Genomic DNA, 13,112 nt, shown 5'->3' with positions numbered 1-13,112 from the left:
GGGGCCCGCCCCGCCGCGCCCGGTACCCGGGCGCCCCGGAGGCCGGGAACCCCCGGAGCCCTCCGGTGAGGCGGCGCGGCCCTCCCCGCGGTCCCACCCACGGACCCTCCGGCGGCCCCGGCGGCGCCCGGACCCACCAGCCGCCCAGCCGCGCTCCGGCGCCCACGAACCCTTCCCAACCGAGAACACGAGGAAGCCAACACCGCGATGCCCGACACCAACGGACCGCACCTGATCCGCGGCGCCAGCCCTCTCGGCGGCGCCCCCGTCGACCTGCTCCTGGCCGACGGCAGGATCGCCGCGATCGGCCCGGGCCTCGACGCCCCCGCCGACGCCGAGACCGTCGACGCCTCCGGCCTGGTCGCCCTGCCAGGCCTGGTGGACCTGCACACCCACCTGCGCGAACCCGGCCGTGAGGACGCCGAGACCGTCGCCACCGGCTCCCGGTCCGCCGCCATGGGCGGCTACACCGCCGTCCACGCCATGGCCAACACCGACCCCGTCGCCGACACCGCCGGGGTCGTCGAGCAGGTCTGGCGCCTGGGCCGCGAGGGCGGGTACTGCGACGTGCGCCCCGTCGGCGCCGTCACCGTCGGCCTGGCCGGACGGCAGCTCTCCGAGATCGGCGCCATGGCCGACTCCGCCGCGAAGGTCCGCGTCTTCTCCGACGACGGCGTCTGCGTCTCCGACGCCCTGCTCATGCGCCGCGCCCTGGAGTACGTCAAGGCCTTCGACGGCGTCGTCGCCCAGCACGCCCAGGAGCCCCGCCTGACCCAGGGCGCCCAGATGAACGAGGGCCGCGTCTCCGACCGCCTCGGCCTTCCCGGGTGGCCCGCGGTCGCCGAGGAGGCGATCATCGCCCGCGACTGCCTGCTCGCCCAGCACGTGGGCTCGCGCCTGCACGTGTGCCACGTCTCCACCAAGGGGTCGGTGGACATCATCCGCTGGGCCAAGGCCCGCGGCTGCGACGTCACCGCCGAGGTCACCCCCCACCACCTGCTCCTGACGGAGGAGCTGGTGGAGGGCTACGACCCCGTCTACAAGGTCAACCCGCCCCTGCGCACCGCCGAGGACGTCCAGGCGCTGCGTGAGGGACTGGCCGACGGCACGATCGACATCGTCGCCACCGACCACGCGCCCCACCCCGTGGAGGCCAAGGAGACCGAGTGGTCCACCGCCGCGATGGGAATGGTCGGGTTGGAGACCGCGTTGGCCGTCGTGCAGCGCACCATGGTCGACACAGGGCTGCTCACCTGGGCCGACGTCGCCGACCGCATGTCCGCGGCCCCGGCACGTGTGGGCCGTGTCCACGAGCACGGCCGCGGTCTCGCCGCCGGCGAGCCCGCCAACGTGGTCCTGTACGACCCGGCCGCGCCCGTGGAGGTCGACGGGGCGGCCATGGTCACCAAGAGCAGCAACACCCCCTTCCGGGGCATGACCCTGCCCGGCCGGGTACGCGCCACGTTCCTGCGCGGTGCCCCGACCGTCCTGGAGGGGAAGATCCAGTGAGCACAGCATCGAAAGACCAGGCCAGCCCTGGCGTGGAGGAGGGGGCGAACGTGTCCGAGACAACCGGCGGACCGGCGATTCTGGTACTCGAGGACGGCAGGGTCTTCCACGGCCGCTCCTTCGGTGCCACCGGCGAGACCTTCGGCGAGGCGGTCTTCAACACCGGCATGACCGGCTACCAGGAGACCCTCACCGATCCCTCCTACCACCGTCAGATCGTGGTGATGACCGCCCCGCACATCGGCAACACCGGCGTCAACGACGACGACCCCGAGTCCGGCCGCGTCTGGGTCGCCGGGTACGTCGTGCGCGAGCCCGCACGCATCACCTCCAACTGGCGCGCCCAGCGCACCCTGGACGAGGAGCTGCGCCACCAGGACGTGGTCGGCATCGCCCTCACCGGCACCCGTGCCCTGACCCGGCACCTGCGCGACAAGGGCGCCATGCGCGCCGCCATCAGCACCACCGAGACCGACCCGAAGGCCCTGTTGGCCCGCGTGCGCGAGCAGCCGTCCATGGCCGGCTCCGAGCTGGCCGCCGAGGTCAGCACCCGGGAGCCCTACGAGGTCCTGCCGCCCGAGGGCGTCGAGACCCGCTTCCACGTCGCCGCGGTCGACCTCGGCATCAAGGCCATGACGCCCCAGCGCCTGGCCGAGCGCGGATGCAGGGTCACCGTGCTGCCCGCCGCGGCCACCGCCGAGGACATCCTCGCGCTGGACCCGGACGGGGTGTTCTTCAGCAACGGCCCCGGCGACCCGGCCACCGCCGACGGCCCCGTCGCCGCGATGCGCGGCGTCATGGACGCGGGTAGGCCGCTCTTCGGCATCTGCTTCGGCAACCAGATCCTGGGCCGCGCCCTGGACCTGGGCACCTACAAGCTGCCCTTCGGGCACCGGGGCGTCAACCAGCCGGTGATCGACACCCGCTCCGGCCGGGTCGCCGTCACCAGCCAGAACCACGGCTTCGCCGTCGACGCCCCCATCGGCACGCCCTTCGACACCCCCTACGGCCGGGCCGAGGTGAGCCACGTCGGCCTCAACGACCAGGTCGTCGAGGGCCTGCGGCTGCTGGACCGCCCCGCGTTCAGCGTCCAGTTCCACCCCGAGGCCGCCGCCGGCCCCCACGACGCCGCCGAGCTCTTCGACGCGTTCGTCGACCTGATGTCCGCCCAGCCCGCTTCGGCTGTCAAGTAGCAAGAGGGAACAGAGCATGCCGCGCCGTAGTGATCTTTCATCCGTCCTCGTGATCGGCTCCGGTCCGATCGTGATCGGGCAGGCGGCCGAGTTCGACTACTCGGGAACCCAGGCCTGCCGCGTCCTGCGGGCCGAGGGCCTCCGGGTCATCCTGGTCAACTCCAACCCGGCCACGATCATGACCGACCCGGAGATGGCCGACGCCACCTACGTCGAGCCGATCACCACCGAGATGATCGAGAAGATCATCGCCAAGGAGCGCCCCGACGCGCTCCTGCCCACCCTGGGCGGGCAGACCGCGCTCAACGCCGCCATCGACCTGCACGAGTCAGGCATCCTGGACAAGTACGGCGTCGAGCTCATCGGTGCCAACGTCGAGGCCATCCAGTCCGGAGAGGACCGCGAGAGCTTCAAGGGCATCGTGGAGCGCATCGGCGGCGAGTCCGCCCGCTCGCGCATCTGCCACACCCTCGACGAGTGCCTGGCCGCCGCCGAGGAGCTCGGCTACCCCGTCGTCGTACGCCCCTCCTTCACCATGGGCGGCGCCGGCTCGGGCTTCGCGCACAACGAGACCGAGCTACGGCGTATGGCCGGACAGGGGCTGACGCTCTCCCCGACCACCGAGGTGCTCCTGGAGGAGTCCATCCTCGGCTGGAAGGAGTACGAGCTGGAGCTGATGCGCGACGTCAACGACAACGTCGTGGTCGTGTGCTCCATCGAGAACCTCGACCCCATGGGCGTGCACACCGGCGACTCCATCACCGTCGCCCCCGCCATGACCCTCACCGACCGCGAGTACCAGAAGCTGCGCGACATCGGTATCGCGGTCATCCGCGCGGTCGGAGTGGACACCGGCGGCTGCAACATCCAGTTCGCGGTCCACCCCACCACCGGCCGGATCATCGTCATCGAGATGAACCCGCGTGTGTCCCGCTCCTCGGCGCTGGCCTCCAAGGCCACCGGCTTCCCGATCGCCAAGATCGCCGCCAAGCTCGCCGTCGGCTACACGCTCGACGAGATCCCCAACGACATCACCCGGGAGACACCGGCCAGCTTCGAGCCCACGCTGGACTACGTGGTCGTCAAGGTCCCCCGGTTCGCCTTCGAGAAGTTCCCGGGCGCCGACCCCACCCTCACCACCACCATGAAGTCGGTGGGCGAGGCCATGGCCATCGGCCGGTCCTTCCCCGAGGCGCTCCAGAAGGCCATGCGCTCCCTGGAGAAGAAGGGCATCGGCCTGACCTGGGCGGGCGAGCCCGGTGACAAGGACGACCTGCTCCGCAGGGCCGCCACCCCCACCGAGCACCGGCTGCGCCAGGTCCAGCAGGCCCTGCGCGCCGGGGCCACCGTCGAGGAGATCCACGAGTCGACGAGGATCGACCCGTGGTTCCTGGACCAGATGCTGCGCCTGGAGGAGACGGCCCGCGTCCTGGCCGACGCGCCCAAGCTCGACGCCGACCTGCTGCGCGAGGCCAAGGGGCTGGGCTTCTCCGACGTCCAGATCGGCGAGATCACCGGCAAGAGCGAGGACGTGGTCCGCGAACTGCGCCACGCCATGGACATCCACCCCGTCTACCTGACCGTGGACACCTGCGCCGCCGAGTTCGAGGCCCGCACGCCCTACCTGTACTCCAGCTACGACGAGGAGACCGAGGTCCCCCCGGGCGACAAGCCCAAGATCATCATCCTGGGCTCGGGACCCAACCGCATCGGCCAGGGCGTGGAGTTCGACTACTCCTGCGTCCACGCCTCCTTCGCGCTCTCCGACGCCGGGTACGAGACCGTGATGGTCAACTGCAACCCCGAGACCGTCTCCACCGACTACGACACCAGCGACCGGCTCTACTTCGAGCCGCTCACCCTGGAGGACGTGCTGGAGGTCGTGCGCGCCGAGCAGCTCAGCGGCACGGTCGCCGGGGTCATCGTGCAGCTGGGCGGCCAGACCCCGCTGGGCCTGGCCCGCCGCCTCAAGGAGGCCGGGGTGCCCATCATCGGCACCAGCCCCGAGGCCATCGACCTGGCCGAGGACCGCGGCGCGTTCGGCAAGGTCCTGGACGACGCCGGGCTGCCCGCGCCCAAGTACGGCACCGCCCACTCCTTCGCCGAGGCCAGGATCGTCGCCGACGAGATCGGCTACCCCGTCATGGTCCGCCCCTCCTACGTGCTGGGCGGCCGGGGCATGGAGATCGTCTACAGCGAGACGATGCTCGCCGACTACATCGAGCGCAACGCCGAGGTCAGCCCCGAGCACCCGGTGCTGATCGACCGCTTCCTCGACGACGCCATCGAGATCGACGTCGACGCCCTCTACGACGGCCGCGACCTGTACCTGGGCGGCGTCATGGAGCACATCGAGGAGGCCGGGATCCACTCGGGCGACTCGGCGTGCACCCTGCCCTCCATCACCCTGGGCCGCGAGGACATCGAGCGCATCCGCTACTCCACCGAGGCCATCGCCCGGGGCACCGGGGTGCGCGGACTGATCAACGTCCAGTACGCGCTCGCCTCCGGCGTGCTCAACGTGCTGGAGGCCAACCCGCGCGCCTCGCGCACCGTGCCGTTCGTGTCCAAGGCCACCGCGGTGCCGCTGGCCAAGGCCGCCGCCCGCGTCATGGCCGGGTCCACCATCGCCGAGCTGCGGGAGGAGGGCATGCTGCCCGCCGACGGCGACGGAGGCGACCTGCCCGTCGACGCCCCGGTGTCGGTCAAGGAGGCCGTGCTGCCCTTCAACCGGTTCATCGACAAGGAGGGCGAGGGCGTCGACACCATCCTGGGCCCCGAGATGCGCTCCACCGGCGAGGTCATGGGCCTGGACACCGACTTCGGCTCCGCCTACGCCAAGTCGCAGCTGGCCGTCAACGGCTCCCTGCCCGACCGGGGCCGGGTGTTCGTCTCGGTGGCCAACCGCGACAAGCGCTCGATGATCTTCCCGGTCAAGCGCCTGGCCGACCTGGGCTTCGAGATCCTGGCCACCGAGGGCACCGCCGTGGTGCTGCGCCGCAACGGCGTGCACGCCACCGTGGTGCGCAAGCACAGCGAGGGCAGCGGTCCCGCGGGGGAGCCGACCATCGTGCAGCTCATCCACGCCGGGGGCGTCGACCTCATCGTCAACACGCCGTTCGGCAGCGCCGGGCAGGCCGGTCCGCGCCTGGACGGGTACGAGATCCGCACCGCGGCCGTGGTGCGCGGCGTGCCCAGCGTGACCACCGTCCAGGGCCTGGCCGCCGCGGTGCAGGCGATCGAGGCACGGGTGCGCGGGGACATCGGCGTGCGCTCCCTCCAGGAGCACGCGCGGACCCTCACCGCCGACCGGAGCTAGGGGATGGGGAGCGGAGCCGTGCCCGCCCGCGGGCTGTGCTCCGCTCCGCTCGGCCCGCCCCGTGGGCCGTGGTCCTGTACCCGCAGCGCACCTCGGCGCTCCGGCACCGCCGCGGGTACGAGAGCGTCCGGGGCCGGAGTGCCCGGCCGCACCGGCGACGTGTCCGGTCGGCCCACGAGGGGACCAGGACCCGGAAGGCGGGCGGGGCGCCGGGAACGGTGCGTTCCACGGCGCCCCCGCCGATACGGTTGGCGCACAGGGCAACTCAGGAATCCAGAGGGGGGAGGGCGGCGTCCCGCCGGCGCCCCGGCACGCGACACCGGGGCGGGGACGCCACGACCTGATGAGCGACAACGGACCGGTGCAGGCCAGGTGCCCCGTGCTGAACGTGCGCAGGGTGGACGCCTACTACGCCATCACCGTGGTCGCCCCGGGCATCGCCGAGCGCTTCCGGCCCGGGCAGTTCGTGTCGGTGGCGGTCGGCGGCGACCACTCCAGCACCCTGCTGCGCCGCCCCTTCGCCATCCACGACGTCAAGCCCGACTACGGCGGCACCGTCGAGTTCCTGTTCTCGGTGCGCGGTGCCGGCACCGCCTGGCTGGCGGAGCGGAGGTCGCGCGACCTGCTGGACGTGGTCGGCCCCCTGGGCCGCCCCTTCCCGCTGCCGAGGGACCCGGTCAACTGCGTGCTGGTGGGCGGCGGCTCGGGCAGCGCACCGCTGTTCCCGCTCGCCCTGTCGCTGCGCAGGCGCGGCTGCCGGGTGGACTTCGTGCTGGGCGCCGCCTCCGCCGACCGGGTGTTCAGCGCCATCACCGCCCGCCGTGTCGCCGAGACGGCCGTCTTCGCCACCGACGACGGCTCCTTCGGCACCCGCGGCCGGGTCACCGACGTCCTGGGCAGGGTGATCGAGGAGTGCCGTTCCGACGCCGTCTACGCGTGCGGCCCCATGCCCATGCTGCGCACGGTCACCGCCGTGGCGGGCGAGCACGGCATACCCGTCCAGGTGGCGGTGGAGGAGACCATGGCCTGCGGCACCGGGATCTGCATGACCTGCGTCATCCCCGTGGTGGGGGAGGACGGCATCACCCGCATGGTGCGCTCGTGCGTGGACGGCCCGGTCTTCCGGGGCGAGCAGGTGCGCTTCGACGACGTGGGCACCATTCCCTTCGACGCCCTGGGCGCCCCCGGCTGGAAGGGCTCCAGCGCCGCACGCGCCGCCGAGTCGGCGCGCGACATCGCCTGACGCACCGGGCCCTCCACGGGCTCGGACGCGCGACCGAGGGTCGTGCCGGGCACCCGGCTCCGGCCGTGCCCCGCCGCCCGGACACCGTCAGCACCCGAGAGCAGTGGGAAAAGTGAACGCAGACCTCAGGACCCGGCTGGGCGGCTGTGAACTGCCCAACCCGGTGGTGGCCGCGGCCGGCTGCGCCGGAGCGGGCCGGGAGCTGGCCCAGTTCCTCGACATCGCCTCGATCGGCGCCGTCACCACCAAGTCGGTGATGCTGGAGCCCCACGCCGGGCGGCCCGCCCCGCGCATGGCCGAGACGCCCAGCGGCATGCTCAGCACGACGGGCATGCAGGGCCCGGGGGTGGACGTGTTCCTCCAGCGGGACCTGCCCTGGCTGCTCTCCCGCGGCGGCCGCGCCATCGTGTCCATCGCCGGTACGGGGGTGGGCGAGTTCGGTGAGCTGGCCAGGCGCGTATCGGCGGCGGACGGGGTCAGCGCGGTCGAGGTCAACCTCTCCTGCCCGGACCCCTCCGACCCCGCCGGGCGCCACTTCGCCGACGACCCCGCCCGGGCCGCGGCGGTGGTGCGCACGGTGCGCTCCCACACCCGCTCCGGACTTCCGGTGCTGGCCAAGCTGGCCGCCGACGTCCCCGACGTGGTGGAACTGGCGGCCGCGTGCGTGGAGGCGCGCGCGGACGGGCTGTCCATGGTCAACACGGTGCGCGGCATGGCCGTGGACACCCGCACCCTGCGCCCGGCGGTGGCCGGTGGCATGGGCGGGCTGTCCGGCCCGGCCATCCGCCCGCTCGCGGTGGGGTGCGTCTACCGCGTGCACGAGGCGCTGCCCGACGTGCCCGTCATCGGGATGGGCGGAATCCGCACGGGCGCCGACGCGCTGGAGTTCATGGCGGCCGGTGCCCGCGCGGTGGCGGTCGGCACGACCAACTTCTCCGACCCCTCGGCGTGCGCGCGCGTGCTCCGCGAGCTCACGGAGCTGCTGGACGCGCGGGGCGTGGCCCGGGCCTCCGACGTCGTGGGCGCCGCCCACCGGACGGGAACGGGGGTGTGACAGTTCGGACGCATGGCGCACAGGGGCTCTGACCGGCCTGGACGGCCCTGAAATGGCTCTGTGCGACCAAACGCGTGCATTTGGTCCCTTCCTGTGTCCGGGCGGAGAACTCGCGCCCACGGCCGCCTGGGCGCCGTTACGGGGAAGTGACACGGGTGGTGCGCATGAAGCGCCTCATCCGGGGAACCGCACACCCTGATGGTGTGCACATGACAGTGGACGTGCATCGTCCGGTGCTTCGGTAAGCACGTCCGTAAGTACATCCGTACGTTGCATGCGCCGATCCGTTCGGCCGCACACGATTGGAGATACCGACATGACCGCGCCTTCTGCGCCTTCCGCGCCCATCGCCGTCGCCCTCGACGCCAGGGACATCGAGACCGCGGCCACCTGGGCCTCGGCGGTCGCACCGCACGTGAGCACGGTCAAGGTGGGGCTGGAGCTGTACCTGCGCTACGGGCCCGACGTGGTCAGCGCGGTACGCGGCGCCAGCCGGGTGGGGGTCTTCCTCGACCTGAAGCTGCACGACATCCCGGCCCAGGTCGCCGGCGCCGCGCGCAGCGTCGCGGGTCTGAGGCCCTCGATCCTCACCGTGCACGCCGGGGGAGGAGCGGACATGGTCCGTGCGGCGGTGGAGGCCGCCCCGGACACCAGGATCGCCGCCGTGACGGTGCTCACCTCGCTGAACGAGGCGGACCTGGAGCAGGTGGGGCTGCTCGGTCCGGCCCGCGACGCGGCTCGGCGCCTGGCGGTGCTGGCGGTGAACGCCGGGGCCCGCGCCCTGGTGTGCTCGCCGCAGGAGGTGGCCCTGCTGCGCGCCGAGGTGGGCCCGGACATCACCCTCATCACGCCGGGCGTGCGCCCGGCGGGGGCGGACAAGGGCGACCAGTCGCGGGTGGCGACCCCGGAGGAGGCCATCGAGGCGGGGGCGGACCTGCTGGTCATCGGCCGCCCCATCACCCGGGCTCCGGACCCCGGATCGGCGGCGGCCTCCCTCGCGGCCGCCGTGCGCCGGGCCGGGGTCCGCGTCTAGGCAAGCGAAGGGGGACAGGGTCTTGGGAGCACCCTTCGACGGCGCCGGCGGGCGCTGGACGAGGGGATCGACGGATCCGGGAGACGAACCGTCACAACGGATCTCAAACGTCGGGTTATGTGCCACGAGCGGTCACTAATTAGGTATGTCCGAAATTCGGAACACACTGCCCAGAGTGACCCGGGTCACCCCTGTGTGACCTGTGCTGGTGGCGTGCCTGGCACTCCCTCCAACCGGGACCAAGGTCCTGAGTTTCGTCTCTTACAGCAATTGCCTCATAACGTAGAGTAGTTAGTTCGATGAAATAGCCGCTGAAAGGGCACTTTACGTTGCCTAACAGGGGTCAGACCTACTAACTTGCGCAGGCGTCCGCCCTCTACAAACGAGTAGAAATCCGAGGTGACCCGGCGTGGCCCTTCCTCCCCTGACACCTGAACAGCGCACTGCGGCTCTGGAGAAGGCCGCTAAGGCCAGAAAAGAGCGCGCAGAGGTCAAGAACAAGCTGAAGAACGGCGGCGTCTCGCTGTCCGAGGTCCTCTCCGACGGCCTCAAGGACGACGTCATCGGAAAGATGAAGGTTTCGGCTCTGCTCGAATCCCTTCCCGGCGTTGGCAAGGTCCGTGCCAAGCAGATCATGGAGCGGCTCAACATCGCTGAGTCGCGCCGTGTCCGCGGCCTGGGCACCAACCAGCGCGCCGCCCTCGAAGCCGAGTTCGGCGACCTCACGAAGTAGCGAACAGGTAACACCACGCAGTACCGCGGTGCCAGGCGGCAGCAGTAGCGCCTGGACGCAGTACACCGGTCCGTCGCGTCCCCCACAGTCGTGACGGATACCGAGCCGCCCAGGCGGCCGACCCCGGTGAGCTTCGACCGGGCCGCGGCCGGTGGACGGATGGCCCCAGGTCACGACCGTCCGCCGCGCCGCGGCCCGGTGGTATAAAGGGAACTTCCCGCGACCGTACGCGGACACCCCGTACCACCAGCCGCCCGCACGGCGACGGCGCCCGAACCGACCCGGTCCCCGGTGCGCGACGCGAGGGCCCCGGCCCCGCCCCGTGGGGGACAGGCCCGAAGGGAAGCCTGGAACACACATGTCCGATCCCGGATCCCAGTCCCGCCCGGCCCGGAAGCGGCTGACCGTCCTCTCCGGACCGTCGGGTGTGGGAAAGAGCACGGTGGTCGCCCACCTGCGCCGCGAGAACCCCGAGGTGTGGCTCTCGGTCTCGGTCACCACCCGCAGACCCCGGCCGGGCGAGCGGGACGGCGTCCAGTACTACTTCGTCACCGACGAGGAGTTCGACCGCCTCGTCGCCGACGACCAGCTCCTGGAGTGGGCCCAGTTCGCGGGCAACCGCTACGGCACCCCCCGCGGCCCCGTCGAGGAGCGCCTCCGCGCCGGAGTCCCCGTCCTGCTGGAGATCGAGCTCCAGGGCGCCCGCCAGATCCGCGAGTCGATGCCCGACGCCCTGCACGTCTTCCTCGCCCCGCCCTCCTGGGAGGAGCTGGTGCGCCGCCTCACCAGGCGCGGCACCGAGTCCGAGGAGGTCGTCCAGCGGCGCCTGGAGGTGGCCAGGATCGAACTGGCCGCCGAGAAGGAGTTCGACACCACGCTCGTCAACACGTCCGTACGGGAAGTGTGCGAGGAGCTGCTAGCGTTGATCACCGCGCCCGAGGTGTGATAGCGGCCGGGCCCCGCGGCCCGAGCCGTCCGCGCCCGCACCGGGAATCCCGGCGGCGCCCGTAGACCCGACCATCACGCCGCGGCTCCCGCGCCGAGCCGCGGACCATCTCTGGGGGTAATTCGAAGTGGCTGGTACCGAGCCCGTCGCCGAAGGCATCACCAATCCGCCGATCGACGATCTGCTGGATCTGGTGGACAGCAAGTACAGCCTGGTCACCATGGCCTCCAAGCGGGCCCGTCAGATCAACGCCTACTACGCCCAGCTCGGCGAGGGCCTGCTGGAGTACGTCGGCCCGCTGGTGGAGACCCACGTCCAGGAGAAGTCCCTGTCCATCGCCCTGCGCGAGGTCAGGGCGGGCCTGCTCAACGCCGAGCCCTACGAGGGCATCTGACCAGGGTCTTCGAGCCCCCGCCGGCCCGGCCGGGGCCCGGGACGCCCAGAACCGGGATCCGTGTTCCCAGGAGCACGGCGTCCTCGCCCGCGCCCGGTTCGTTCCTCTCCGGCGGCCCGGCTCGCCCCGCGGGACCCGGTATGCCCCTCGCGTGCCGTGACCGCGTGACCGCGTGCTCGCACAGGGGCTCCGTGGGCGAGGTGTCGGGGGACTGGTAGAACCTGTCTGTGAGTGACACACAGACTGTTCCCCAGGTGGTCCTCGGCGTCGGCGGGGGCATCGCCGCCTACAAGGTGTGCGAGCTGCTGCGCCGACTGACCGAGTCCGGCCACCGGGTCCGGGTCGTGCCCACCGCCGAGGCCCTGCGCTTCGTCGGTGAGCCCACCTGGGCCGCCCTGTCCGGCCAGCCCGTCGCCACCGGTGTGTGGGACCAGGTGCACGAGGTCCCGCACGTGCGCATCGGCCAGGAGGCCGACCTGGTGTTCGTGGCCCCGGCCACGGCCAACATCCTGGCCCGGGCGGCCGCGGGCCTGGCCGACGACCTGCTCACCAACACCCTGCTCACCGCGCGCTGTCCGGTGGTGTTCGCGCCCGCGATGCACACCGAGATGTGGGAGCACCCCGCCACCCAGGCCAACGTGGCCACCCTGCGCGCACGCGGCTCCATCGTCCTCGACCCGGCCGTGGGCCGCCTGACCGGAGCCGACACCGGACGCGGGCGCCTGCCCGAGCCCTCCGAGCTGTTCGAGAGCGCCCGCCTGGCGCTGCGCCGCGGCACCGCCGCCCCCGACCTGGCCGGCCGGCGCGTGGTGATCTCCGCGGGCGGCACCCGCGAGGCCATCGACCCGGTCCGCTTCCTGGGCAACCACTCCTCCGGCAAGCAGGGATACGCCCTGGCGCGCACCGCCGCCGCGCGCGGCGCGGACGTGACCCTGGTCGCCGCCAACGTCTCCCTGCCCGACCCGGCCGGCGCGCGCGTCGTACGCGTGGGCTCGGCCGTGGAACTGGCCGAGGCCATGGAGGCCGAGCGAGCCGGAGCCGACGCGGTCGTGATGAGCGCCGCCGTCGCGGACTTCCGGCCGGTCGCCAGCGCCGCCTCCAAGATCAAGAAGTCCGGTGCGGCGCCCGCGCCCATCGAACTCGTGGAGAACCCCGACATCCTCGCCGGACTGGTCGCCTCACGCGACTCCGAGCGGCTGGAGCAGACCATCGTGGGGTTCGCCGCCGAGACCGACGACGTGATCGCCAACGGCCGCGCCAAGCTGGCGCGCAAGGGCTGCGACCTGCTCGTGGTCAACCAGGTCGGCGGCGGGCGCGCGTTCGGCACCGAGGACAACCAGGCCGTCGTCCTCGGCGCGGACGGCACCGCGGTGGACGTGCCCACCGGCCCGAAGGAGGACCTCGCCGACCGGATCTGGGACCTGGTCCGCCGGCGCCTGGACTGAGCGCTGGCCCCCGCCCTCCACCGCCTTCGGCGGCCGCGCTCCACACGCGGGTCCGCCCAGGGCGGGGCGGTGGGCGCGTCCCGGGAGGGCCCGGCCCGGTCCGGGTCACACGCGTCCGGGACTGGATTCCCACCGCCGAGTACGCCACACTGCGAACGGTGCCCACGGCGACCAGCGGGTCGGCCGCTGGGTGCCCGTCCCCACCAGTCCAGTTACAGTGGACGATAACCAACCACGTCGGTC

Annotated in this window: 10 protein-coding genes; all 10 read left to right on the top strand. The window is 72.4% G+C overall.

Features of this window, described 5'->3' with window-relative positions; genetic code table 11:
- The first annotated feature begins 207 nt into the window (after nt 1-207).
- The 10 genes from NOSIN_RS13595 (at nt 208) to coaBC (ending at nt 12,869) form a co-directional block, all read left to right on the top strand.
- A complete protein-coding gene (locus NOSIN_RS13595; protein WP_077691095.1) occupies nt 208-1,509 on the top strand; it encodes a dihydroorotase in 1,302 nt (433 codons plus the stop codon).
- A 50-nt stretch (nt 1,510-1,559) separates the two neighbouring features.
- Entirely contained in the window at nt 1,560-2,702 is a 1,143-nt protein-coding gene (gene carA, locus NOSIN_RS13590; protein ID WP_077693580.1) for a glutamine-hydrolyzing carbamoyl-phosphate synthase small subunit, read from the top strand.
- A gap of 16 nt (nt 2,703-2,718) precedes the next feature.
- Entirely contained in the window at nt 2,719-6,021 is a 3,303-nt protein-coding gene (gene carB / locus NOSIN_RS13585; RefSeq protein WP_077691094.1) for a carbamoyl-phosphate synthase large subunit, read from the top strand.
- 343 nt (nt 6,022-6,364) lie between these two features.
- Complete coding sequence (locus tag NOSIN_RS13580) at nt 6,365-7,264, top strand: dihydroorotate dehydrogenase electron transfer subunit (protein ID WP_077691093.1); 900 nt, start codon at nt 6,365-6,367, stop codon at nt 7,262-7,264.
- A gap of 112 nt (nt 7,265-7,376) precedes the next feature.
- Nucleotides 7,377-8,318, top strand: a complete 942-nt coding sequence (locus tag NOSIN_RS13575) for a dihydroorotate dehydrogenase (RefSeq protein ID WP_077691092.1) — start codon at nt 7,377-7,379, stop codon at nt 8,316-8,318.
- A gap of 316 nt (nt 8,319-8,634) precedes the next feature.
- On the top strand, nt 8,635-9,351 hold the full coding sequence (pyrF, locus tag NOSIN_RS13570) for an orotidine-5'-phosphate decarboxylase (protein ID WP_077691091.1): 717 nt from the start codon (nt 8,635-8,637) through the stop codon (nt 9,349-9,351).
- Between the two features lie 409 nt (nt 9,352-9,760).
- The gene (gene mihF / locus NOSIN_RS13565; protein ID WP_077691090.1) at nt 9,761-10,084 is read left to right on the top strand and encodes an integration host factor, actinobacterial type; all 324 of its coding nucleotides are present in this window, start codon (nt 9,761-9,763) and stop codon (nt 10,082-10,084) included.
- A gap of 358 nt (nt 10,085-10,442) precedes the next feature.
- Nucleotides 10,443-11,030: a guanylate kinase gene (gene gmk, locus NOSIN_RS13560; protein WP_077691089.1), complete on the top strand. Its 588-nt coding sequence runs from the start codon at nt 10,443-10,445 to the stop codon at nt 11,028-11,030.
- A gap of 127 nt (nt 11,031-11,157) precedes the next feature.
- The gene (gene rpoZ / locus NOSIN_RS13555) at nt 11,158-11,424 is read left to right on the top strand and encodes a DNA-directed RNA polymerase subunit omega (protein ID WP_077691088.1); all 267 of its coding nucleotides are present in this window, start codon (nt 11,158-11,160) and stop codon (nt 11,422-11,424) included.
- Between the two features lie 254 nt (nt 11,425-11,678).
- Nucleotides 11,679-12,869, top strand: coding sequence for a bifunctional phosphopantothenoylcysteine decarboxylase/phosphopantothenate--cysteine ligase CoaBC (coaBC, locus tag NOSIN_RS13550; protein WP_077691087.1), 1,191 nt, complete (start codon nt 11,679-11,681; stop codon nt 12,867-12,869).
- Nucleotides 12,870-13,112 lie beyond the last annotated feature (243 nt).

Origin of the sequence: Nocardiopsis sinuspersici (assembly GCF_001998325.1) — a bacterium.
In the GTDB taxonomy this organism is placed as follows: domain Bacteria; phylum Actinomycetota; class Actinomycetes; order Streptosporangiales; family Streptosporangiaceae; genus Nocardiopsis; species Nocardiopsis sinuspersici.
The sequence above is the reverse complement of the archived record's forward strand: the minus strand, read 5'-3'. Positions and strand labels throughout refer to the sequence as shown.

What these genes read in the sequence shown, in the direction of transcription:
- NOSIN_RS13595 (WP_077691095.1), top strand. Translation starts at nt 208, where the DNA reads ATGCCCGACACCAACGGACCGCACCTGATCCGCGGCGCCAGCCCTCTC.
- carB (WP_077691094.1), top strand. Translation starts at nt 2,719, where the DNA reads ATGCCGCGCCGTAGTGATCTTTCATCCGTCCTCGTGATCGGCTCCGGT.
- NOSIN_RS13580 (WP_077691093.1), top strand. Translation starts at nt 6,365, where the DNA reads ATGAGCGACAACGGACCGGTGCAGGCCAGGTGCCCCGTGCTGAACGTG.
- pyrF (WP_077691091.1), top strand. Translation starts at nt 8,635, where the DNA reads ATGACCGCGCCTTCTGCGCCTTCCGCGCCCATCGCCGTCGCCCTCGAC.
- gmk (WP_077691089.1), top strand. Translation starts at nt 10,443, where the DNA reads ATGTCCGATCCCGGATCCCAGTCCCGCCCGGCCCGGAAGCGGCTGACC.